20 protein-coding genes and 1 pseudogene are annotated in these 24,307 nt (G+C 37.3%); 4 read left to right on the forward strand and 17 right to left on the reverse strand.

Translation table 11 applies throughout. The features are described 5' to 3' along the window. Nucleotides 1–461: 461 nt before the first annotated feature. The 7 genes and pseudogenes from ACQ7EO_RS15805 to ACQ7EO_RS15835 form a co-directional block, all read right to left on the reverse strand. On the reverse strand, nucleotides 462–1,481 hold the full coding sequence (locus tag ACQ7EO_RS15805; protein WP_434277968.1) for a Csu type fimbrial protein: 1,020 nt from the start codon (nucleotides 1,479–1,481) through the stop codon (nucleotides 462–464). Beyond that, nucleotides 1,478–3,976 (reverse strand): annotated as a pseudogene (locus ACQ7EO_RS15810) (fimbria/pilus outer membrane usher protein). Before ACQ7EO_RS15810 ends, ACQ7EO_RS15805 begins: the two are co-directional and overlap by 4 nt. Further along, a complete protein-coding gene (locus tag ACQ7EO_RS15815) occupies nucleotides 3,977–4,777 on the reverse strand; it encodes a fimbrial biogenesis chaperone (protein WP_434279626.1) in 801 nt (266 codons plus the stop codon). A 19-nt stretch (nucleotides 4,778–4,796) separates the two neighbouring features. Next, on the reverse strand, nucleotides 4,797–5,303 hold the full coding sequence (locus tag ACQ7EO_RS15820) for a Csu type fimbrial protein (RefSeq protein WP_434277969.1): 507 nt from the start codon (nucleotides 5,301–5,303) through the stop codon (nucleotides 4,797–4,799). A gap of 11 nt (nucleotides 5,304–5,314) precedes the next feature. Continuing rightward, nucleotides 5,315–5,869, reverse strand: coding sequence for a spore coat protein U domain-containing protein (locus ACQ7EO_RS15825; RefSeq protein WP_434277971.1), 555 nt, complete (start codon nucleotides 5,867–5,869; stop codon nucleotides 5,315–5,317). A gap of 60 nt (nucleotides 5,870–5,929) precedes the next feature. Next, entirely contained in the window at nucleotides 5,930–6,466 is a 537-nt protein-coding gene (locus tag ACQ7EO_RS15830) for a Csu type fimbrial protein (protein ID WP_434277973.1), read from the reverse strand. Nucleotides 6,467–6,878: 412 nt separating this feature from the next. Then, complete coding sequence (locus ACQ7EO_RS15835; protein WP_434277974.1) at nucleotides 6,879–7,199, reverse strand: hypothetical protein; 321 nt, start codon at nucleotides 7,197–7,199, stop codon at nucleotides 6,879–6,881. 758 nt (nucleotides 7,200–7,957) lie between these two features. Between ACQ7EO_RS15835 and ACQ7EO_RS15840 the strand changes: the two genes are divergently transcribed. Next, nucleotides 7,958–8,266 carry a hypothetical protein gene (locus tag ACQ7EO_RS15840; RefSeq protein WP_434277975.1) on the forward strand — a complete coding sequence of 103 codons (309 nt, stop codon included), beginning with the start codon at nucleotides 7,958–7,960 and terminating at the stop codon, nucleotides 8,264–8,266. Between the two features lie 502 nt (nucleotides 8,267–8,768). Here the strand turns inward: ACQ7EO_RS15840 and ACQ7EO_RS15845 are convergent. The 5 genes from ACQ7EO_RS15845 to ACQ7EO_RS15865 all read right to left on the reverse strand — a co-directional run bounded on the left by ACQ7EO_RS15845 (nucleotide 8,769) and on the right by ACQ7EO_RS15865 (nucleotide 14,040). Beyond that, the gene (locus ACQ7EO_RS15845) at nucleotides 8,769–9,125 is read right to left on the reverse strand and encodes a DUF1304 domain-containing protein (protein WP_434277977.1); all 357 of its coding nucleotides are present in this window, start codon (nucleotides 9,123–9,125) and stop codon (nucleotides 8,769–8,771) included. A gap of 65 nt (nucleotides 9,126–9,190) precedes the next feature. Further along, nucleotides 9,191–10,168: a zinc-binding dehydrogenase gene (locus tag ACQ7EO_RS15850; protein ID WP_434277978.1), complete on the reverse strand. Its 978-nt coding sequence runs from the start codon at nucleotides 10,166–10,168 to the stop codon at nucleotides 9,191–9,193. A 9-nt stretch (nucleotides 10,169–10,177) separates the two neighbouring features. Beyond that, nucleotides 10,178–10,780 carry a TetR/AcrR family transcriptional regulator gene (locus ACQ7EO_RS15855; protein ID WP_434277979.1) on the reverse strand — a complete coding sequence of 201 codons (603 nt, stop codon included), beginning with the start codon at nucleotides 10,778–10,780 and terminating at the stop codon, nucleotides 10,178–10,180. A gap of 154 nt (nucleotides 10,781–10,934) precedes the next feature. After that, nucleotides 10,935–13,139 (reverse strand): TonB-dependent siderophore receptor, encoded by a 2,205-nt coding sequence (locus tag ACQ7EO_RS15860; protein ID WP_434277980.1) that lies wholly within the window; start codon nucleotides 13,137–13,139, stop codon nucleotides 10,935–10,937. 286 nt (nucleotides 13,140–13,425) lie between these two features. After that, the gene (locus ACQ7EO_RS15865) at nucleotides 13,426–14,040 is read right to left on the reverse strand and encodes a MarC family protein (protein WP_434277981.1); all 615 of its coding nucleotides are present in this window, start codon (nucleotides 14,038–14,040) and stop codon (nucleotides 13,426–13,428) included. Between the two features lie 207 nt (nucleotides 14,041–14,247). On the opposite strand from ACQ7EO_RS15865, the gene ACQ7EO_RS15870 reads away from it, so the two are divergent. After that, nucleotides 14,248–14,682: a hypothetical protein gene (locus ACQ7EO_RS15870; RefSeq protein WP_244015363.1), complete on the forward strand. Its 435-nt coding sequence runs from the start codon at nucleotides 14,248–14,250 to the stop codon at nucleotides 14,680–14,682. 462 nt (nucleotides 14,683–15,144) lie between these two features. Further along, nucleotides 15,145–16,626, forward strand: a complete 1,482-nt coding sequence (gene proP, locus ACQ7EO_RS15875; RefSeq protein WP_056516445.1) for a glycine betaine/L-proline transporter ProP — start codon at nucleotides 15,145–15,147, stop codon at nucleotides 16,624–16,626. A gap of 211 nt (nucleotides 16,627–16,837) precedes the next feature. Here the strand turns inward: proP and ACQ7EO_RS15880 are convergent, their stop codons facing one another. Next, nucleotides 16,838–17,542, reverse strand: a complete 705-nt coding sequence (locus ACQ7EO_RS15880; protein WP_034615966.1) for a hypothetical protein — start codon at nucleotides 17,540–17,542, stop codon at nucleotides 16,838–16,840. Between the two features lie 151 nt (nucleotides 17,543–17,693). After that, the gene (locus ACQ7EO_RS15885; protein WP_034615917.1) at nucleotides 17,694–18,590 is read right to left on the reverse strand and encodes a LysR family transcriptional regulator; all 897 of its coding nucleotides are present in this window, start codon (nucleotides 18,588–18,590) and stop codon (nucleotides 17,694–17,696) included. A gap of 104 nt (nucleotides 18,591–18,694) precedes the next feature. Between ACQ7EO_RS15885 and ACQ7EO_RS15890 the strand changes: the two genes are divergently transcribed. After that, nucleotides 18,695–19,678 (forward strand): zinc-dependent alcohol dehydrogenase family protein, encoded by a 984-nt coding sequence (locus ACQ7EO_RS15890; RefSeq protein ID WP_434277982.1) that lies wholly within the window; start codon nucleotides 18,695–18,697, stop codon nucleotides 19,676–19,678. A 334-nt stretch (nucleotides 19,679–20,012) separates the two neighbouring features. On the opposite strand, the gene ACQ7EO_RS15895 is transcribed toward ACQ7EO_RS15890, so the two are convergent. The 3 genes from ACQ7EO_RS15895 to ACQ7EO_RS15905 form a co-directional block, all read right to left on the reverse strand. After that, on the reverse strand, nucleotides 20,013–22,559 hold the full coding sequence (locus ACQ7EO_RS15895; protein WP_434277983.1) for a TonB-dependent siderophore receptor: 2,547 nt from the start codon (nucleotides 22,557–22,559) through the stop codon (nucleotides 20,013–20,015). 74 nt (nucleotides 22,560–22,633) lie between these two features. Further along, nucleotides 22,634–23,641 carry a FecR domain-containing protein gene (locus ACQ7EO_RS15900; protein WP_434277985.1) on the reverse strand — a complete coding sequence of 336 codons (1,008 nt, stop codon included), beginning with the start codon at nucleotides 23,639–23,641 and terminating at the stop codon, nucleotides 22,634–22,636. Nucleotides 23,642–23,645: 4 nt separating this feature from the next. Beyond that, nucleotides 23,646–24,152 carry a sigma-70 family RNA polymerase sigma factor gene (locus tag ACQ7EO_RS15905; RefSeq protein ID WP_434277986.1) on the reverse strand — a complete coding sequence of 169 codons (507 nt, stop codon included), beginning with the start codon at nucleotides 24,150–24,152 and terminating at the stop codon, nucleotides 23,646–23,648. Nucleotides 24,153–24,307: the final 155 nt, after the last annotated feature.

A 24,307-nucleotide genomic window follows, 5' to 3' on the forward strand; every position in this document is an offset into this window, starting at 1 on the left:
CAAATAATAACAGTTATATTCAGTATTTTTTAGAAAAACAAATATGTATAAAACATATAAATGATTTAAAACATAGAGAAATAATCATCTACCCTTATAATAAATGATTATTAAAATCCACATTTTAATTAAAAATTAAAACACAAATTAAGACAATAAAAGAATGATCAAAACACAAAAAAAAACAAATATTATGCCAATAGCTGTGTTTTAAATAGCACCTTTAAATTATTTTAATCTTGAGATATTTCACATAAAAAATGTATAATAAAAAATAAAATACACTTGTATATGTATAATAATGAATTTCAATAAATGGTTTAAATAAAGCAAACGGTTCGCACATTTTTATAAAAAAACATAATTAAAGAGAGTTTTTATTTATTATCAATAAAAAAATAAACAGTAAAATTCCCATTTAATAAAGCCATGATAAAAATGATTATCATGGCTTTATATCGTTAAAACTCAACATTTACCGTTATCGTGTCTGAATAATTACCAGCCGGCAGACTTGGTGAATTCGTGTCCAGAACTTTTGCAGTAAAGGAAAATCCCTGCTGGTTGGTATTATGTTGACCCGGGTTCGTTGTCGCCTCGAGACTTGACCAGCGTTCATTGCCACTACTGCCCCAACGTTCTGTGGTCGCATTTTTATATATTTCATAGCGTAAAAAATTATTGCTATTGTTTTCCTTCATCGCACGTTGATTACTACCTTGTGGATTTAAACCATTATTTAAACCGACATGATAAGGCGTATATACTGAACAACGTACGCCTAGAGAAGTTTGCACTGGAGTAAAAACATCAGCAAAAGGAGCAGTTCCAAAGTTCACAGCATTGGTGGAGATACGGCAATCTGGTAAAACATCAATATATAAGTTCAATGTTGCATCACTACCAGTGCCCCAGTTAAACCCAATTCCCAAAACACCTCGATTAAAACCAGGGCTTTCAAAAAAGACTCCAATCCCGAGCGCTGCGACGGAAGGTACAGAGTGATACCATTTGACTTTAAAGGATTTGTCCGCTGTGTATCTCCCAGGAGAGACATTTTGCCCTGCATTAATTTTGGCATAAAATGGTAATGCACCATTAGGTCCTGTAAAGAAATTAAGAAGTGAAAAACTACTCATATCAACTTCTTTACCAAGACCAATTGCTTTATTATTGGTGTCCAGATAATCCACTGTAAGAACCTCACCAGTCCCAGCATTTTTATAGCTTACAGGCATTTGATCGACCCGATATTTCAGGTAAGTCATATTCGCTAAAGCCAAACTAAACCCTTCACATCTTAAACCCGCACTAAACTGATTAGATTGCGTGCCTTGCTCCGCCAATGTCATAGACGAAATTGCACCCATCGTCACATTACCACTTGAAGTGATAACACAAACCGCTTGACTCTGAGCAGTAATCAATATTAATCCAGAGAATAATAGACCTGCCGGTATTAAATTTTTTAAAGTAATCATGGTTGAGCCACCTCACGACAAACAACCGACTTAACCACTGCAATCTGTTGTTGCGCTTGTTTTAAATCCAACGAAAAGTTTGCTTCACATATGCGCTGATCTGATAGTTGCACCCGAATGCTATTTTCTGCACCGAGATCTTCAAGATAAGCAATCCCGTCCATCCCCACATAACTCGATTCTTGATCCGCACGATGTACCACCGCACCCACTGGAACCGCTTGCCCATGGCTTTGTAGCAAGTACACATTTGCCGCATAAGACTGTTTGATTGGGAAGCCAATCACCACACCTGAACCTCGTTTTGCTGCGATCCGATTTTCAACTTGGGTTGCATTAAAGTTAGACGGTAAATCGATCGGGTTGATGCTGTATTTAGCCGCGTAATAAGGCGTCACTGACGGTACAAAAACATAGCCCTTGGCGTTACTCCGCCCCACTAGACTGTTTTCATAATGCACGGGGACATCTGCAACTTTGTTGGTATCAATCAAAGCAAAAGACTCGCCCAGTCGATTGGCAACAAAAACATTGCCTGACATCAACACCACTGAACCGGAAAGTCCAAACCAATAGTTGTAATCATTGCTACCCGACATACCGACATCGGTATTAAAATATTGGTTACGGTAGCTCACGCGTGCTTGATTGTAGTCATCGCTGTTTTCATTAAAACGTCGGCTTAAATCAACACCAACACCGCCTGCCAACGGTGCACTACGGTTATAATTGACATAACCATAATCACCACTGGATTGTTGGCTATAACCTAGACTGGCCGTGGATCTGCTCTTGGAAAATGGAACCGATAACTGAAATACTGCACTCCAATCTTTTTCCACAAAATCCCGATTGGCACTTAACGACACTGTCGCACCACGCAGATAAGACGGTAATACCGGTGCCCAAGACAGATTCATCAGTTTATTTTTAATGTCGCGGTTCTTGGTCTGGATATATGCCATCCCAAAAGTACCTGACTTATCTGTGGCAAAATAAGTATTGGCAACCAAACTCTTATGACTGTTGGCTGAGATCAAATTGCTATATTGCAAGCGCGAAAGGTCATAATAATCCTGATCGCGCTGAGTATGATTGAGACTAAATCCAAAACGCTGCTGGTTATAGCTATAGCCTAAAGTATATTGATTTCCCTTAAGATTTTGACTATTGATCCGGTTAAACTCTCGATCTGCCCGACTTTGAGTTGCCGAACCACTTAATACCCCAAACTGATTCAGCTTAAGCACTGAACCCAATCCAGCCAACTGAATTGAATCGGAGAGTTCAACTCGCCCTTCAGTCGTGAGCCAATCATTAATCCCATAACGTGCATCTGCTGAACTGGCAAATTTGCCATATGCAAAGTTCTTAATCCCATAGTCTTCTCGGATCTGCCCCATAGACACGGAATAATCCAATAAGCCCGGTTTAAGCAAAGTATTCGAAATATAAAACGGCACTGAGGTTGCCACCTGACGGCCAACACTATCTGTGGTGACAATCACCGCCTCGCCTTTACCATTAACAAACGGAACATTATTCAAAATAAAAGGACCAGATTGCACATCTGTTGAATTGGCCTTCTGCCCATTAATCAACAAATCTACAGTACTCGGTAAGGCCGCTTGTCCTTTAAACTGGGGTAAAGGATAGGTAATCAAATCTGGACGGGTACCAAAATTACGTTGTAACTGTAATCCACCTAAACGCACTGAACTTCCCCATGCGTTTTTACTTCCAGTAATTACATCACCTGCTAAAAATGAAATCACACTGACCGGATCATCATATTGCCAAGTGGTATCATAGCGACGATAACCATCACTGTTCTGATTGGATGACTCAAAATCAGTTTTGCTGTAAATTCCTGAGTTTCTCAGTACACCATAAGGGGAGAAAAAGCGTTGTTCTGTAAAGAGTGTACTGCTATAGCCACCATTCTCTGGGCGGTAGGTATAAAAGTCATAGTTATTTAATAGACCAATACCCGACTGCGCTGTTTCAGGTTGATACCAAGAATCCAAACCGCGTATCTGCACCGGCATCCAGCTGGCAGGAAGATCTAGACTAAAATACTGTTGCGCTGAATTGTACTCATACTTCAATTCGGGAATCTGATTGAGGCTGACCCAATCCAAGGCCTTGCCCGAAAAGCCTAAAGTAAATACATCTAGATCCGTCAGGTTTTTTTCTGACTGTTGCTGCAGTGCATCCGCAGGCAGCTTAATCTGTAACTCATCCAGTTTTGATTGCTGAATAAAGTAATGATCGCCTTTGACAATGAAGGGGATCACTTGTCAGGTCGAATATTGATTGATCACCAAGTCCAGATAGAGCTTAAATAAGCTATTCACTTCTGAAACATCTCGTGGTGGCGGGGGTAAACCATTTGCATACACGTTACAGCTCAACAATGGAATATTCGCGACCAATATCAATGTCAGGCTTTTACATAAAAAAGAAGGGGTGTGTAACCCTGATAAATAACCCATTTACCCCCCTCCTTCTTTCTTAATCTCAAGCAACTCCTGTTTCACCCCTGAACTGTCAACCCCATACAAACTGATTTGACCACTTAGGCTGTTGAGTAACTTGTTGTCCAGATCAAACTTCATGGTGCTGTTTGCCAGCACATAACCAAAGGCAGTTTTGCCAAAAGCCATTTGCTCTGAAGTCGGGGTTAATTTAATCCCAGCAAGCCGTGAAAATTTTGAACCGGTATTTTTAATATAAAGTTCGGGTTTGCCCTGTTCATTCTTCTTGACCCACCAACTTAATATCGGTTTTGCCAAGGGGTTTTTCGTATTGGCTTTTTGTGAAACTTCAGTTAAACCACTGCCAAGTCCTTTACCATAGCTAAATAAGGGAATGGAATAACGCATCTGAAAGCTGACCGTCGATGTTTCTTTATCCGTTTCTGGATTGAGCTTAATCGGTAATTCATCGACAATAATTCGATAGGCAAGTTCTTTGGCATCAGGTACAGCAGCCGAGCGGGTTAAACGCAACATATGCTTTTCACCCGCTTTAATCTTTGCCACGGGTGGACTCGGAATAACCTCGGTTTGTTCCACATAAGCATCTTGCTGATTATTCTGATCCCATTTAAATACCCGAATCTGCACCATGGCATCAGAGTTACCAGTATTTTGTAGCCATACCGCAGTGGCTTTTTCGTTTTCTTCAATTTTTGGATAGATTGGCCAGATTAAAAAAGTGGCCTGTGCGAATACCGGTGAAGTGACCATCAATATCGCGGCCGCAGAGAAAGTCCTGCCCGACCATATTTTCATTTTATTTAAGCTCATAGAATCACCATGTAATCGTAATTGCGACCGTATCTTTATAAAGGCCTGCTGATCGTGGTTGATTGTTATTATTCAAGTCTGCAACAGCATAAACTGCAAAACCCAGTACGGTGTCCAAAGCAGTTGTTGCCGTGAGTGGATAAGTGTCTCCACTGGTATATTCACGCTGAGAATTACTTTCTTGATAAAGCTGATAAGACACAAACTCATTCTGCTGTTCATGTTTCATCCGTCGAAAGTTATTTGAAAAGTGATCACCACCATTTAACATCACCTGTACCGGTAGCCGTGCAGTACATTGAATATTCCAACTTTGTGTCGTATTGATCACTGATCCACTCAACTTTCCCTGCGTCACAACAGGATGACGACCAAAATCAAGTTGTTGTTCAACATTACTTAACCCGCACCCATTAGCAATGGTTGCTTGGACTGTAAAAGTTGCATCTGTTTCAGCATATACCCACTGCACAGCCAACATCAGCAGAACACTTAAACCTATTTTTTTCATGATTTCGTTCTTTAAAATTCGATGGTAATTGGAATAGTGTCGGTATATTGCCCAAGCGAGACTGACCGACCATTATTAACAGTTTGACCCATGAGATTAAGCGTTTGTGACTGACCATTATTGGTCAAGGTGATCGATTGATTGGGTTTGAGTGCTTCGCGAGCAGTTCCATATAAGATGTTGTAGGCAAGGAAATCTGTGCCATTACTGATTGCACGAAAATAATTTGCACCAAAAGGTGCTGGAACCTTGCTGTCATTTTGCCCCGCACCAAAGGTAACTTTTATTGGGGCATTGCCAGGGCATTGAATGGTCAAACCTGATGTAGAACCCTGACTTAAGCTGGTCTCAATCACTTGATTAAATGCAGCTGTGGTTTCTCCGAAATCCAGCTGACCAAAATTCAGACCATTTGTTCCATTACTGACAGACTGATTATTAATTTCACATGAGGGTTCTAATTCAATCTGCAAATTTAATTTGGCTGCTAACTGTGCAGCACTGGTAAATGACGAAATAAGACCACAAACCAACAATCCCACGCATTTTTTAAGCAATAGATGCATACGTTCCTCCTTAAAACAGGTTTGTTCAACAACAAACCTGTTCACTGTTACGTATACCAATTAGAAATTAACTGTCACCAATAAAGTGTCTGTATAATCACCCTGTGCTTTTGCAGTGCCGCTATTTGCAGCAACAGCACCGAAGATTGGAACTTCTTGAGCTACACCTGACGCTGCAGTGAAAGTCTGAGGCGTATTGATTGCATAAAGATTGGTACGAGCAGCATCACGATAAACGTTATAGCTAACTACATCTGCAGCAGTTGCATGTTTAAGACTACGATCAGCGCGTTGACCACCATCAATGGCAACAGTAAAGTTAACATCTGTTGTACCATCACATTTCACATTGAGATGGCTGCCCGTACCAGATGAAGCAACTTGTGCAGTAAGGGTATTGGTCCAAGTGCCAGAAGTTTTACCAAAATCTAATGTACCAAATTTGTTGATATTGCCATTCACTGTAGAACCTTCAACAGTACACCCTGTTGAAACATTCAGTTTTACATCAACCTGACCCGTCACTGCTGCTTGTGTAGTCGCGATATACCCTGTACCCAATAAAATAGTAAGGGTTAGTTTTGTAAAAATATTCATATTAAATCCCATGATATGTATTATTTATTAACTTTTACACAAGAAGTGTGAAAGCATCTACATAATTACATGTGATAAATATGCGTTCAATAAATAAACTAAAAAACACCATCGATTAAATATAAGTTTTTATATTTTAAAATAAATTTTCAAATCAATATGAATTAAATTACACCAAATATTTAAACATATAAAAACACTAAAATAATTAAGATTATTATAGATATATGCTTCTATCTAATTAGCTACAAAACCAAGATTTACAAACATACTGAGCAAAAAAAACCCATTCAATTTTTAGGGGGAGAATGGGCGACGATATGGCATTATAAAATGCTGATCGAAAACTTTTAATTGACAAAAAGATAAAAATCGTCAATTTAAATTTCAATAATTCAGCTTAAAAATAATTCTATAAAAAATCATCTCCTTCTTGTGCTTCCAATACATTTTGTTCTTCCACTCTCAGCGAAATATGCAAACCTAATGCAGCAACAGCATTATAAATAAAATCATTTTCCATAATATCTAAGTAAAAATGACTTTCCCTGCTCACTTCCTCATAAAGCCATGTAAGGTCATGTCGATTATCTTTCATACAACTCTGTTTAAAATCACTCAACTCACAATCAATCTCTTTTCTCAGCATTCGAATAAAATGCTGACGAGATGCCTGATTATTTACTGCATAAAAAAAATGAGAGTTTTCACCCATTCCTTTATGAAAAATCATTTCATAGATCTTTATCATACACACCCACTATTTATGAGTAGCGTTGTTTATCGCTCAATAGGTTGATGAAAAATTTTCCATTTCAAATTCGTGGGTATTATTTATCACCAAACTTACAATATTTCAAAGTTAAGCATTTAATTTCACTGAATTAAATACACAATAAACATAAAGCAAGTGTATAATTATTATGAAATTATTTACTACCAACAATCTATTGATCGTCGGTATTTTGAGTTAATATTTATCCTATTTCATCAAAATAAAAATATGTTATTCTATGAAAAAAAATAAGACCAATTGTAAATTAAATAAAAGAAACCTTTATTTATCTATATTCCAGATAAACCAAAATAAAAATACAAAGCAATAGATTAAATTTATATTTTTTGAGAACCTAATCATATAAAATAAAACACCAATAGCCCAAAAAAATAAATCACTATTAAAAGCAAAAATTTAATATTAACAATAAAAAATATAATAATTATTATGTGATGATTATTTTTTAAAAACACTTAACAACAAAAAATCAAGATAAAATTATTCAAAAAAAAACATCATAAAAAAATAAAATAAATATTCACCAGAATAATCCTATTATTTAAAGCACCAAATACTCACATAGAATAACCAAAAAACACAAAGCAAGCCTTAATTTTATCTTTAAAGATTAAATATCAATATCAACTAGAGTTTTATTTTAATAAAAAATTTGATAAAATCAGGTTTTAAGCCACCCTCTTAAATATTTAACGATGAAATATGAGATTGAAGAATGGAACAGTCGTACTGTTTTTATATTTAAAAATCACATAAAAACATTTCAAGAGTTCACTGAAATTATTGATAAATTAATACAACCAGATCATAAGTCTGAAGTTGAGATAACAAGTTGGACAGAAGCTTTTATTTTCAAAAAAGATGAAATCGAAATTTATTTTCAAAATTTTTATACTGATGATTCTTGGTTTTCATTTGAATTATATCCATTTGAGAAGCAAAATAAATCTGATTTAAAGAAATTAAAAAACTTAATGGATCAGTTAAGCGCATATTCTTTTTAAACCCAATGATGAGTCTGGAATATTTTTAAACAAAATTTCAGAGCTATAAAAGATCAAATCATTTTACGAAGATTGTTAATCCGTCATTTGTAAGCTGAGTGTAAATTATCCATCAATTTGATTTCCAAACGTTCTCATCAGGACATACCCTCGCCCAACATGAGCAAGAATAAAGCATCGCCTATGCAAAGGTACTTAAACTTTGAATGTAAGGTATGGCATTGCAAGCATTTTTATCATCAAACAATTTATTTTTCTATATAATTGATTTAATTAAAAATATTAATTAAGCAAAATTATATTGGTGTATCTGAGTTTTTTAACAGCTTGACGATAGTACATTGATTACCATCAATTGAAATTCACCAACAGCAGAGATATCAATCAAGATCATCTTCTGAACGATTCAGATGAAGCGAGAGAGCTTATTGATCTCTCTGATACTGCTATATAATTAAATTTTTTGAAGAAATTTAAAACAAGGGCTAAGTTAGCCCTCGCTTTAGTAATTCAAATTCACGACAAGTAACGCCAACGCTGCTGGAATCGCTTGTATATAAATAATTTTCTTACTTGCAGTTAGGCCACCATAAATCCCGGCAACCAATACACAGCCCAGAAAGAAATTCGCTAGTGGCAAGGCATAGATTGCAGGTGCAGATAAAGCCCAAAATAAGCCCGCTGCTAAAAAGCCATTATATAAGCCTTGATTTTGTGCCATGACTTTGGTGAGCTGTGCTTTTTCAGGCGTATTGCCAAATGCTTTTAAACCGTATGGTTTGTCCCATAAGAACATCTCTAAAACTAAAATATACACATGTAGCAGTGCAATTAAGGTAATTAAAATTTGTCCAATCATCGTTTTTTTCCTTATTTTAAAAACGCTGATAGATCAGTCTTACAACTGATCTATGTCAAATACATTTATGGTTTTAATAACACTTTGCCTTGGCGTGCACCTTGGGTTGCTTTGGCAGCGGCTTGTTGAATTTGATCAAAACTAAATACGCCTTCAACTGGCAATATTAATTTTTTCTGAGCAGCTAAAGTCACCAATTCTACTATTAACTCTTTTTTGCGTTCCGCAGACAATTGCTTATTGACCACACTTGCCCAGAAGCCTTTGACTGTCGCTTGTTTAAAAATAAGATCACCTGATGAAATTTGCATCAGTTCACCCGTCATACTACCAAATGAAACCAATACACTATTTTCACTGAGTAAGGCCAACATTTCACCACTGGCTTTACCGCCAATCGAATCTACCCCAGCGATTAAAGGTTGATCTGCATGTATCGCTTTTACTTGATCTTTCCAATCCGCTTGATCAGTCGCCACTACATTTTGAATACCTAAACCATTCATTTCTGCAATCGCATCACTACGGCGAACCAAATGAATGACTTTTTGACCACGGGCGTTTGCAATCATCGCAACAGTTTTACCCACAGCGCCATTGGCTGTGTTTTGGATAAGCCACTGATCTTGTTTTAAATCAATAAAATCTAACAGCATCAGGGCACTAATCGGCATACCAATCAATTGTGCAGCAGTTTCATCATCTATTGCATCAATTAAAGGCACAACACCATGCGCAGGTGCAATAAAATATTCAGCCCAACTGCCGTGAACTGCCGCAACTGCAACACGTTGCCCGACAGATACCGCATCGACACCTTCACCAACAGCATCAATCACACCAACGGCTTCACTTCCTCCAATCGCAGGAAGTGACGGTTTATAACCATAATTGCCTCTCACCGTCCAAATGTCATGGTTATGCATCGGAGATAAAATCATTTTAATACGAACTTCGCCTGCTTTAGGCTCAGGCTTTGGCATTTCTGCTGCTGCTAATACGTCGACAGGTTCGCCAAAAACTTGATGAATAATACTTTTCATTTGTTGTTCCTATATAGGTTTTAGTAATTGCTGTGTGGTTTCTAAAGCCAGATAAAGTGGCTGTTTGTTCTGTGCTAGTTTCGCCAATAAAGCTGCGCCTAACCAGAGTTGATACATGGTTTGTGCCATTTTCTCAGGCTCAATATGTTGTGGAATTGAGCCATCCTGTTGCCCGTCACTGAGTAAATTTGCAATGCGTTCTGTCAGCTTGCTTACACCAAAATTTAAAATCTGACGCATATCTTCCGATAAGTCAGAAACCTCTGCTGCAAGTTTTACAATCAGACAATTCTCAGCCCAGCCACCATCGTTATGGCATGGATCATCAATCCATGCTTGCCAAAGCGCAACTAAGCGCGCATAAGCACTCCGCTCTTCTTGTAGAATCAATTGATCGATTTTCACTTTATAATCAGCAAGATATTGCTGTAAAAGTGCACAACCAAATGCTTCTTTTGAAGAGAAGTAATAATAGAACGAACCTTTGGGTACACCACAAGTCGTTAAAATTTCCTGTAAGCCGACTCCAACAAAACCTTTATGTAATACCAGCTTAAAACTGGTATTTAAGATATGCTGGCGAGTCGCTTCACTTTTATCTGATCGTTTCATGTACACACTATAAATCAATAATAGACCAGTCGTCTATAAATTTATAAAAAATTTAATTAAGTAAAATAGTCGAAGGGTTTAAGTGCTTTTTAGAGAGTAAATTAGATTATTATTTGAGCGAATGGCTGAAAATATCAGCCATCCTTCGATTGATTTAAAATTTTGCACGTAAGGTGAGCGTCGCATTTCGAGGATTACCAAAACGAATAGTTCCATCGCTATAAATTTGTGAATAATATTCTTTGTCAAAAATATTATTGATATTCAATGCAATATTCACTTTATCACTTAGTGGATAGCTTGCCACCAAGTTAGCAATCGTATATCCGGGCTGACTATAAGGATGTTCGCTATAACGGCCAACCTTCCAAGTGCTTTGATAATTTGCACCACCACCTAGGATTAAATTATTTGCAAACTTATAGGTCGCAAATAACCGTGCAATATGTTCAGGCGTATCCTCATTAAAAACCAAACCTTGATTTGTAGGATCGTTCGCATATTCCGTAGTATTGTATGTGTAGCCAAAACTCAAATTAAGATTGGGTCTAATTTCACCACGAATCTCAGTTTCAATCCCTTTACTGATCACCTCACCCGATGCAACATTACAATAAGCCTCGCCACCGTTAAATGGGCATTGCCCTTTGGTGCTTTCATCTCGTATTGAGCGATTAATTTGATTGGTTTTAAACCCAGCAACTGATGCAATTAAACGATCATCCCAAAGCCCTGCTTTTAACCCAATTTCATAAACATTCCCCTGTACTGGATCAAGTAATGTCTCATTACGATCTTTGACATTTTGCACAACAAAAGTATCGGTATAACTCGCATATGCAGTCAATGCATCATTGATAGCGTAAGTAAGCCCAAAGTATGGTGTTAAAATATTTGATTTCTTATATTCATTGACACTTTCATAATTGCTTTGACGCACACCTGCAATAACTTTCAGCGGATCAATAATATTTAAACGAGTGGTGAGGTAGTATCCTGTCTGGCGTACCTGATCAGCGCTGGTATTTTGATAACGTGGTGCGATATAAGGTAGCTGATAAGGACTGTAATTTTTAATATTGACGTATAAATAGTCACGCGTCGGTGTTTCCCCTCCGCCAACTAAACTATAATCTTCAAGCACTTGATCCCAACTTGTCCAAGCACCTGTAATATTACTTTTACTGTGATTTGCACCAAATACCAAGTCATGCTCACGGCCGAATAATTGATATGTCCCTTTTGCAAAAAAATCATAAATATCTAATTTTTGCTCATAGTTATATCCGTACTTATAAACAGTTGCTAAAGCATCATCAGCACTTGTGGTTTTTGGAGCAACGCTCAATGAAGTAAATGCCATATCCATGGCATAGTTTGCCTTCATATAGCTGGCTTTTACTTCCCATCCATTATTAAATTTATGGCTTATATCTAAGAAAGCTTGCGTATTGGTTTTATCCCAAAAATCTCTGTAATCGCAACCACAATTAGAATTATCGATACCTATTTTACGACCATTGAAATAGTTAGGAATTGTATTGACGGGAACAGCATGTTCACCTTGGCGTGAATATCCAATATTCAATAGCGTATTTTCAGTTAAATCACTGCTCACGATTCCATACAAAACATTAGAATCACGAGTAACAGATTTCATAAATGAATCACCATCTTGACCTGCCACCACTAAACGACCACGCACGCCTCCAGATTGATTCAACGGACCAGAAACATCCATTTCTCCACGTACAGTATTCCATGAACCATAACTGACAGCGCCACTTGCCTGAAAAACTTCTGTTGGTTTTTTACGAATAAGATTAATTGCACCAGACGGGTCTCCTGAACCTTGCATTAACCCTGCTGCCCCTCGTAATACTTCAATACTTTCAATGGTTGCCATATCTGGTTTAGAGGAGGTGACATTACTTGCATTTACAGCAACACCATCATATTGCAATATATTGGAATTCCAACCATCTCCAACATTAAAGCCTCGGATAGAAAAGTTGGTCCTCTCCGTATTATCCCCTGTAAGCAAAATCCCTGTTGTATTTAAAAGTGCATCACCCAAATTTGTCGCACCCATATCTTCAATTTGTTTGCGGGTAATCACTGAAACCGATTGTGGGGTTTCTTTTATACTCAAATCGAGTTTAGTCGATGTACTGGCATTCTTTTTAGTGTAGTTGTTTTCTGTATTGTTTTCTGCTGTGACAACGATCATGGGTAAAGCATTTGTTTGTTCTGTTGTTGCTTCTGTAGCAGCATAAGCTGTCCCAATCCAACAACTATAAAGTGCAAGATAAATTGCACTTTTAGCAAAGATTCGATTTTGAGAAATCCATTTATTCACGAAATAAAACTCTTAATCTAAATAAAAATCATTATCGTTATATTTCACATAAAAACAACATATATCTCTACATTCCTCCATTATTTTCTACTTCAAATTCGTTTTGTTAGACAAAGCTATAAAAGGAACAGCCTCTCAATCTGAGAGGCTAAAAAGATGGTTTCTCGATGATATTACTGAATAAACTTTGACATGGCCTGATGTGTATCCCTCACCTTAGCGTAAATCATGTCATCGCATTTATTTGATAATTAACCTAAAAAACATGAATATAAACAAATTATTATTAATACTTTTCAAGCAAACCAATAACCCCAGTTGCGATCATATCAATCGCAATTGTGCCGATTAACAAGGCAGATAGACGTCCAACAATATCAAAATAGCGATCAATATATTTTGCATGGCTATAACGTAAGTGGTCATGCCCATACTTCATGATCATTAAAATGCCACAGCTAATAAATAAGGTAAAAGCAATCAACACAGCGGATTCGAATAAAGACATACTCGCTCCTGTTACGACAGCCGCACTGATTGTGCCAGGACCAATCATAAATGGCATCGCCATGGTACTGGCCAAATGTGCAGGTGTTCCTCTCATTTCTCCAATGGTATCTGCGCCTTGAAATACAAAGCGATAGCCAATCACTAAGAAAATTAATCCGCCAAAAATCTGAAATGACTCAAAACGAACATTTAAATAAGTACTAAAAATTGCTTCACCACCCCATGCAAAAAGCATAAAAACCACATAAGCAATCAAGGCACCTTGGGCTAAACCTTTATTGAATACATGGGTTTCAGTATGACGAATCATCCCGATCATATAGATACTCATTAAAAACGGATTGAGTAATGAGAAAAACAAAACAAATGGATGGATATAATTTGAAAACATAATGGCTTTCCATAAAACAAAATCAGGAAACAAAATCAAAAAAAAAGAGCTTACTTTGCTAAAATTGTACTTCTCAACAAGGGGATACTTTGTCTAACTAATCATTAAAATTGTAAATTTTATTAAGATTCAGTCACTTATTTTTACAAAAAATATAATCAGGACTTACACAAACTGGGTTCAGCAACGAGTCAAGGACTTGCATATATGAAACGAACAGAGATATTCAATAATTTTCAATGTCCATTTATAAATGGAATTTTTCTGCACAATGGAGAAATATTTGTTCTCGATTATAGAAACAAAGATAACGCAACTGTGGATATCGTAAGGAAATTAAATTTCTTTGATGACGAAGTGAAGAAAGCGGATCTTATTGATTTTGATTATATGGGGCAGATTAGTTATGCGGACTATCAGATAAGATATGGTGAGGGTAGTTTTGGTGGGGATGGTGTGGTCGGTCTGTTTTTAAAAAATGAGTTACAGTGGTTTTTGTTTTTGGAGAATAGTAACCCTTTTTGTAAGGCGATTATTAAAGATCATATTGCTTTTGTTCAAAGTACCAATGGAGTAATATTCTCAATTCCAATCGATAATCCTCAGCTGTTGCAGATTGTCAAAAATCCAGATTTTTTATAATTCGACTTTATAAGCAGAGGTTTTATATGAAATAATTTTTTGGTGTTTTTTGCTGAATTGTGAGGATCAATGCCTATCCATTGCTTTAGTCACCATCCCAACACTTCTTCTTTAGTCTCAAATTTTTTTAATCATTCAATTTATTTTTAAGCATGGTCAAAACAAATTTAGCTAAAGGAAACACAACTGTTATTCTCAAGCCTTTTGATTGATTTATATACGTTAAACTTATTACATAATTGCATCAGATCTCATACATTTTGTTCATGATTACCCAACACATAAAATTCACAAAAAAACTAAAATTATAATCAATTGATATTTATTAAAATTCTATGACATTGAAATCTTAAATGTAACCTAGCGTTATATTTTTTAATCATTTCTGCTCATGATGAATTTTTTTTGATTGTGTTTTAAAGAGGTTTTTTAACACTGTCATTCATTAGGATTAAGCCATTTATGTATAAAAGAAAAATCAAACCACTTGAAATCGATGATGTCGAAATTATTGATTATGATAAGACTAAAAAAGCCATTAAAGCCGCAGCTTTAGGGAATGCCATCGAATGGTTTGATTTTGGTGTGTATGGCTATGTCGCTTATGTATTGGGTAAAGTCTTTTTCCCCAATTCATCACCCAGTATACAAATGATTGCGGCCCTTGCCACCTTTTCTATACCCTTTATATTTCGACCTTTAGGTGGATTATTTTTCGGGCATTTAGGCGATAAATATGGTCGTCAAAAAATTCTGGCAATCACCATTATTATCATGTCGGTCAGTACCTTTGGTATTGGTTTGATTCCATCTTATGAAAGTATAGGGATTTGGGCCCCTATTTTGCTGCTCATTGTAAAAATTGCTCAAGGCTTTTCGGTCGGAGGTGAATATGCTGGAGCAGCAATATTTGTAGCGGAATATTCTCCAGATCGAAAGCGTGGTTTCATGGGAAGCTGGCTGGATTTTGGTTCTATTTTAGGTTTTGTTGTTGGAGCGGGCGTCGTTTCAATGATCAGCTTTTCCATGGGCGAAGCTGCCTTTGTCGATTGGGGCTGGCGTATTCCTTTTTATTTAGCACTACCGCTGGGACTGATTGGCTTATATTTACGTCACTCTTTAGATGAGACACCAACCTTTCAGGCACATGCCGAAGAACAGTCACAATCAAAAAAACCGCAAAAAGTCGGTTTTAAACAAATTTTCCGTGAACATAAACGCAGTCTACTGGTCTGTGTTGGACTCGTACTATGTACCAATGTCACCTACTACATGCTACTCACCTATTTACCAAGTTATTTTTCACATAACTTAGGCTATTCAGAAAATCACGGCGTTCTAATTATTATTGCCGTAATGGTCGGAATGCTCTTTGTACAGCCGTTTGTAGGCATGCTTAGTGACAAAATTGGTCGTCGCCCATTTGTCTTTGCAGGCAGCATTGCGCTGATTGTCTTGTCATACCCTGCCTTTATATTGCTTGCCACCAATAATGTTTATTTAATTTTCTTGGGTCTGTTGATGTTGGCACTTTCACTGAATATGTTGATTGGAATAATGGCTTCTACCCTACCCGCATTGTTTCCAACTGAAATTCGTTATAGTGCACTTGCAATCGCGTTTAATATTTCTGTAGTGATTGCAGGTTTAACCCCGACCATCACAGCAACATTGGTTGAAACCACTCAAAATATTATGGTGCCTGCCTATTATTTGGTGATTTGTGGTTGCTTTGGGGTGATTACTGCAATTTATCTTAAAGAAACAGCCAACTTACCGCTTAAAGGTGCAAAACCGATGGCTGTTGACACTGAAGAAGCTGAAGAACTTCTCGAACAATATCATGGAAATATTGAGCAAAAAATCGAAAAAATTGATCAAAAAATTGAAGAGCTGCAAGAAAAGCGTGATCATCTCGCCAAGCAGCATCCTGATATTGATTAATGATTTTAAATGGGCTTATTCAGCATGATTGTGTTGGATAAGCCTCTAGCTTAGATTGATTATTCTTTGTAGCAAATAAAACATAAGGATGCTGGAGTGGATGATATAGACGCCACGAGAAGATTAAAGTGCCCAATGAAATTGATTGAGCGTTTTATGACATAAGTGTCGTACTATTACATGATAAGACAATATGGCAGAATTAAAGAAATCATCTTCTTTTCTTACGCTTTTTTGTTTTGCTGTTTCTTTTGGATGACATAATTTTCCCAGTTCCCAGCCCACGGAAAAAGTAATTGCCGAGATAAATGAATAAAAGAAAGAAATAAAAAATAGGAGAGATACTGAACAAGCTTATGACCAATTCCCAGAACAATACGCCTATTCTATAGTTGTAACTCCATTCTATGAGTGCACCTTTACGGCTGCCACTTTGGAATGAAATTTCATCATGAACAAAGTGCCAAATACTGCCAAGAAAACATAAAATAAAAATGATCGAAACTAATGTTTTTTTGATTATTGGTTTTTCTAACCAAGGATATTTATATGAAGAAGAGAATTCGAATTGTACGAATAAACTGTAAATCTTTTTTTGGAAGTTTTCTTGAATGCCATACTTTTTTAAGAATAACCAGCAGACATAACAACTTAAGAAAAACATAATCATTGTAATGTATATACTAGAAAGAATAGTAAAAAATGGTAGTGGTCCTTTTGTACCCACGGTAATCAACAAATTTTCTGTGATGTACTTATAAATGGAATATTGCCAATCATGTCTTGGATACGCTGGAAATAGCAATAAAGGCGGGATAAATAGAAGAATTGAAAGTTGCAAAAGTAATTTATTTTGTCTTTTTTGCTTTGCTTGATATTCTTGCATTTCTGGTGATTGATAAGGCTTTTTAGACATTTTAACTTTAAAATTTAAAATCATTTCTCATTCATTAAGATCACCCCTACAGCGAGGACCTTAACAAAGTATATTCAGCTATAAAATTAAAACAACAATTTCCTTAAACTATAATTTTATGACATTTTTTAAAATTTATATTCATAATTTATCAATCACTTCTTATAAAATTTTCAGCCAAATAGTTATAGAGCAATTTGATTCGTTTTGGCGTTGGTCCCAATTGTGGGCGATATAAATACAATCCCCATGGAGATGACTTAACATTTTTCATAACTTCTATAGCAGTACCTTGCTGAATCATCGGTAATGCCAAAAATTCTGGAATATGAGCAAAACCAATACCATCAACTATTGCCTGACAATAAGCATCAAGGTCATTGGTTGAAAAAGATGGCAAGTTAGGTAAAAAAGTTTGATCATATTCAAACCCCCAAAACCAATATTGATTTAAAGATAAATTTTCAAAGGCAATAATAGGAAAATTATCTAAGTCGCCAATCTGATAAGGCTGTCCAACTCTTTTTATAAGATCTGGTGAACCCACTACACGAAAACCGATATTCATAACTTTTCGAGACACAAAGCGATTGTCATTTAAAAAGCCAACACGAAGTCCAATATCTATTTGATTTTCAATTACATCACTGTGTTCATCAGTCAAAATACAACTGACCTTTATATTTGGATATTCAGTCTGAAACTTTGTAATTAAAGGTATAACTAAGTGTCGACCAAACGCAGTTGGCATCGTTAAACGAATATGACCAGAGATATTCTGATTAGATTCCTGAGTATTGTTTTTCACCAATTCATTAATTTGTTTTAGTAAAGGCTGAGCTTGTCTTAACAACTCTTCCCCTGCACGGGTAATTTTATGACCACGCGTGCTCCGATAAAAAAGAATTTCTCCTTTCTGATCCTCAAGTTCCTGTATGGCACGTGTAATTGACTGAGGTGATTTCCCCAACTTTACAGCAGCTTTTTTGAAATTTTCAGTATTCGCCACTGTACAGAAAATTTTAATCAGTTCGAAATAATTACTCATAACTTATTCCAAAATATGGAATTAAGAAATCCAAATTGTATCATTTTTTTTGATTTATTATTTAAGTATATTTAATTTTTAACTTTGTTATTACAGGTATAGCAATGAAAGCACAAATCTTGAAAAGCTATGATATTAAGGAATTTAGTCTGGTTGAAATTCCAATTCCTGAGATTGATTCGCATGAAGTTTTGGTCAAAATTCATAGTAGTGGTGTTAACCCTATCGATTATAAAATCCGTGAAGGGGCAGCGCCTTATGCAGATCCTATTCTCCCCGCCATACTCGGAACAGATCTTGCTGGTGAAATCATAAAGGTAGGTGAAAATGTTAATAACTTTATCGTTGGAGATAAAGTATATGGTTTGGCTGGTGGTGTCCGAGGATTACAAGGCACCTTAGCTGAATATATTGCTGTAGATGCAGATTTACTTGCAATTAAACCTAATAATTTATCTATGCGGGAAGCTGCTGCCTTACCTTTGGTTTTTTTAACAGCTTGGGAAGGCCTTGTGGATAGAGCTCAAGTTAAAAAGGGGGATTCCGTCTTAGTTCAAGGTGGTGCTGGTGGTGTTGGTCATATGGTTGTGCAGCTTGCAAAAGCTAAAGGTGCGGAGGTATATGCAACAGGTAAAGCACACAATCGTAAAATAATTGAAGATCTTGGAGCAATAGCAATTGATTATGAGACACAAAGTATTGATGATTATGTTCAGAAACATACTGCGGGTCAGGGTTTTGATATTATTTATGACACTGTTGGTGGTAATACTCTTGCTAACTCCTTATCAGCAATTAAATCATATGGACACATTTCTAGTTGCTACGCCTTTAGTGAAATAAATTTAGCCCCTTCATCTTTACGAGCTGCAACGCTTTCAGGTGTTTTCGTCCTCCTACCACTACTCACTGGTCAAGGTCGAGCACACCATGGTGCTATTTTGCGACAACTGACTGAATATGTTGAGTCAGGAAAAATTCGCCCTATTGTTGATCGTCATACTTTTAGTTTGGGAAATGCTCTTGAAGCGCATGATTTTTTAGAAAGTGGATCTGCGTCAATCAAAGTGGTCATTGATATTATTTAACTCGCTCGGTTTAGGACTAAACTTAGTCAAAAAAGAAGACCCTTGAAAATGCACTGCCCCAAAATCGTGGACAGTTTAGTTAACACTGCATTGAGTTCTGAATTGAATAGGACTCAATCCTTTTAGTTTAATTTAATTTTCTATTAGCGGCTGTGGCATTTCATAAATAGTTTGCGTTGTAGGCTAAAATTGAGCATGAGACATATACATCGTAAAGCATGAATAAAAATAGCGAGGCTGTATACTCAACCTCCCTTTTCAAAAAGGGAGGATGAGTTGCCTAGTTGAGTATTGGTTTTAGATGAGCAGTTTCCTCCCCACCTTCATTTACGACTTAATACTTATATTTCACGCTGAGCATAAAATTACGTGGCTCACCATAGACCCCAGAATTATAGAAGCCGATGTTGGTAAAGTAGTGTTGATCAAAAATATTATTTAAATTAATCGCAGTGCTTAAATGTTCATTAAACTGGTAGTTGGCCATTAGATCGACCAATACAAAGGCTTTCTGATCAATCACTTCACTACGTTTTTTGACATTGTTATACACCGTTTGCCATCCGTGGTTCTGCCAACGAACATTCCCGCCCACGCTTAAACCTTCGAGTTGCTGATCAAATTTATACTGGGTAGAGATATTAAATTGATGTTCTGGTTCCCATGTTGAAATCTTCTCACCATCATGGTCCTTAATTTGCTTATAGGTATAACCACTTTGCACTTGGACATTGGGGAAAACCTCACCAGAAGCTTCAATCTCTACCCCCTTAGTTTTGGCTTTCGCACCAATCCATGCAAAATCAACAGCGGGATTACTTGGCGCACCATTATAAACAATGTCCTCAATGGCACGATTGGATTCATGGATTTCAAAATAAGCGATACTGGCATTTAACTTGGCATCATCAGATTGAAACTTAAAGCCGCCTTCGTAGTTTTTACCTTCGTCTGGATCTAGGATTTTATTGGCTGACGACTTATACCAGATATCATAAGGCATAAAGATATCGCTGAGACTGGCATAAGCACTGACTCGATCAGTAATGTCATAGACGACCCCAACATAGGGAATGAAGCGATTCTTTTCCTCAACCACACCTTGTAAGCCTTTCATTTTATAGTTGATCATACGGGTGCCTAAGAGCACCTTTAAATCATCTGCCAGATTTAAACGTGTACTGGCGTAGGCACCATATTGTGAAGTACGGTCATGGGTATAGGCATTTGGCTCACCCCAATTTGGCTGTGCAATATTGCCATCCCATTGGCTAAAATCGGGAATATGTGAATCATAACCCTGCATGCCACCATACCAATCTTTCCCCTTCCAACGTGAATAAGCTCCACTTGCGCCTAAGACCAAATCATGTTGCCGACCAAGCAGCTCTAACTTACCTGTGCTATACAACTCCAATGAATCACTGACAGTACGACCGATATATTGAGAAGGCCAAAGATTAGCAGAACCATCTAATTTAGGATAATAGCCTTGGATGGTGCCTAGTGTTGCATCATAGCCATTAATTTTATGGTCATATTGCAGAGTCAGTGCCCAATCATCATTAAATTTATGATGTACATTGGCAAAAATGGTGCGGGTATATTGTTTCCATTCACTCCAATTGGCACCATTATTAAAGGAGCGATCTGGATCAGGATTACGTTCCCCTTCACCATTAAATAAAGGAAAAGAGCCTGACCATGTCGATGCTTTAGGGTCATTGTTCTGGTAATCAGCACCCAGTGTAACTAAAGTTTTATCGCCTAAATCTGCTTCGACAATGCCATAAAATACAGCACTTTTACGTTCATAACGATCCATAAAAGATTCTTTGTCTTGACCCGCAGCCACAAAACGTCCACGAATAGTTTGCTCATCATTCAGTGAACCACTGACATCTGCCATAGCACGGTAATTATTCCAAGAACCTGCGCTTAAACTCAGCGATGCTTGAGTCTCTGCGGTTGGTTTTTTACGTACTAAGTTGATGGTTGCTCCTAAAGATCCCACCCCTGTAAGTAAGCCCGTTGCGCCTTTGAGTACTTCGACACGGTCATAAATAGCAGAATCACTGAGCGTATTACCCGCAGCATAACCGACATTTCGAGTCGTAGAAGGAATGCCATCATATTGGAAATTATTAATGGCAAAACCGCGTGAGTAATAACTGGTCCGTTCACTATCGTAAGCTGATACGGTAATCCCGGGGGTATGCGACATGACTTGATCAATATTATTTAACTGAAAATCATCCATCAACTGTCGCGTAATCACACTAATGGTTTGTGGTGTTTCTTTCGGTGTAAGCACTAAACGCGTGGCGGTGGCAATTTTACCTGGTGTATAAGAACCACTATTTTCAGTAATTTCCCCCAACTGATTGGCAGTTACGACAATGGTCTCAAGTTTCGCTGCTGGATTGTCAGTGAGAGAATTTGTTGCCACGGCTGAATCCGTTGCCGTGTTTGCAACTGTTGTGGTTTTCGACATCTGACGTCGTTCAATTCGCCACACCCGTGGACTTTGTTGAACAAGCTGTAGATCTGTGTCTTTTAATAACTGTTGAAAACCCTGAGCAATATCAAAACTGCCGCTTAAACCGTTGGTTTTATACCCCTGCGTCAGTTTCGGATCAAAAGACAATGCAATATTAGACTGTAGAGCAAAATTAGAAAGCGCTTGCCCCAAATCCCCTGAAGCCACTTGATAATGCTTTTGAGTTGCTGCTGTTTCAGCATGGCTAAATGCACTGACACCCAACATGCTGCTCAGTACCAATAAATGCATGACCGAATAACGCATTTTTTTCTCGCGGCTTATTTTATATGGTTTCGGTTTTTTCAAATTTTTTGCGTGTTGCAATGCTAGAGACACCATAACCCCCTATTGAATACCAATGAGTTCTCTTATTAGCCTTGCCAGTTGAGTTTTAAAAAAGTGTCAGCCTTAAATTATTTTTTTTCACCAATACTGACCCAATAGCCCTGTGCATAGCGATTGATGTCTAACTTATAGGTGACAGCCAACATGCTATATAGCGTTGGCAAATCATTGATTGGATAAGTCCCTGATATTTTAATCTGAGCAATATCATCATCTAAAGCAATATAACCCTTTTGATATTTTCCTATACGCTGTACGAATTCAGACAACGGCAGATCATTCACGATCATCCAGCCCTGCGTCCAACTGTTGCGTGTAAGATCAGCACTTGTAACCTCGGCGACCTGCTCGCGATTCAAATGACTTTGCTGACCCGCCGCAACAATCACTGCCTGAGTTGGATGACGTTGTGGTTGTAATTTCACCGCACCTTGCTCGACGAATACCCAAGACTGCTTTGGATTAAGCTCTACTGAAAATTCAGTACCCAAAGCCTGCATTTGCCCATGTTGAGTTTGCACAAAGAATGGGCGTTGCTGTTGATCTTTCGCAGTTTTAATCCAGATCTGACCTTTTCTTAGCACGACATTACGTTGCTTAGCGCTATAGTCCAGATCAATTGCCGATGCGCTGTCTAAATACAGTTCACCACCATCGGGGAGTTTAATTTTTTCAATTTCACCTACTTTTGTACGATAGTCCGCCGTCCATTGTTGCTGCTGATTTAAGCTATAACCTAAATACAGTAACGATAGACCAGCCAAAACCCACATGTAATGACGGCGTTTTTTCCATGAAGATGATGTACTTTGCTCTAAAATAGGCCGTGCTACTTCTGTTGGGAGTTGATCAAAAGTATGATGCAGTTGCTGCATTTTTTGCCAAACTTTGGCATGCACTGAACTTTGTTGCTGCCAGATCTGTAATTGCTGTAATTCTTGTGAACTCAACTCACCTTGGCTTAAACGCATACACCAATCAGCCGCTTCATTTAAAATTTGTTGCGTCTGTTGCTGATCTTGTTTTTGATCTAATTTTTGATTGTGTTGTTGTTCAGATTCATTCTGCTTTGACATTGGCTTAGTCGTCCAGCATCGCAGACAGACAATGTACATACGCTTTTTTGATATAGCGTTTGACTGAACTTAGGGAAATATCCAATTTAACTGCAATCTCATCGTATTTCAGCCCTTCAAGCTGTGCATAGAGAAAAGTATCGCGTACCACCGCAGGCAGTTGCTCTAGTAATTGTGTCACTTCAAGCAAACTTTCGATAATCAAACAGTGTTGTTCTGGAGAGATTTCTTCGAGTTCAGGTTGTAGCGCCAGCACGTCTAAATATGCCCGCTCAATATGCTTACGTTGAATCCAATTGATCATCAAGCCTTTGGCTACAGTGGTCAAATAAGCACGTGGTTGCAATAATTCAATTTGCTGTCGTCGTGCCATCACTCTTAAGAAAGTATCTTGTGCCAAATCAGCTGCATCAGAGCTATTGCCTAACTTTTTATATAGCCATGCATATACCCAAGAATGATGTTCTTGATAAAGCTGAGCAATATCATGATTGGAAAGCGACGCAGACATGGAAAAAGTTTATTTAAGCGAATGATAATTATTATCAGTAATTTAATGGCTAAATTCAATCATTATTTTCATCTTAACCACGCCCTTGTCCAACTCGCTTTTATTGCACAAACCCAAGCTACATATCATCCATAAAGGCCTATTATCGACAATGG

The organism is Acinetobacter sp. CE-15 (assembly GCF_051059255.1).
GTDB classification, from domain to species: domain Bacteria; phylum Pseudomonadota; class Gammaproteobacteria; order Pseudomonadales; family Moraxellaceae; genus Acinetobacter; species Acinetobacter guillouiae.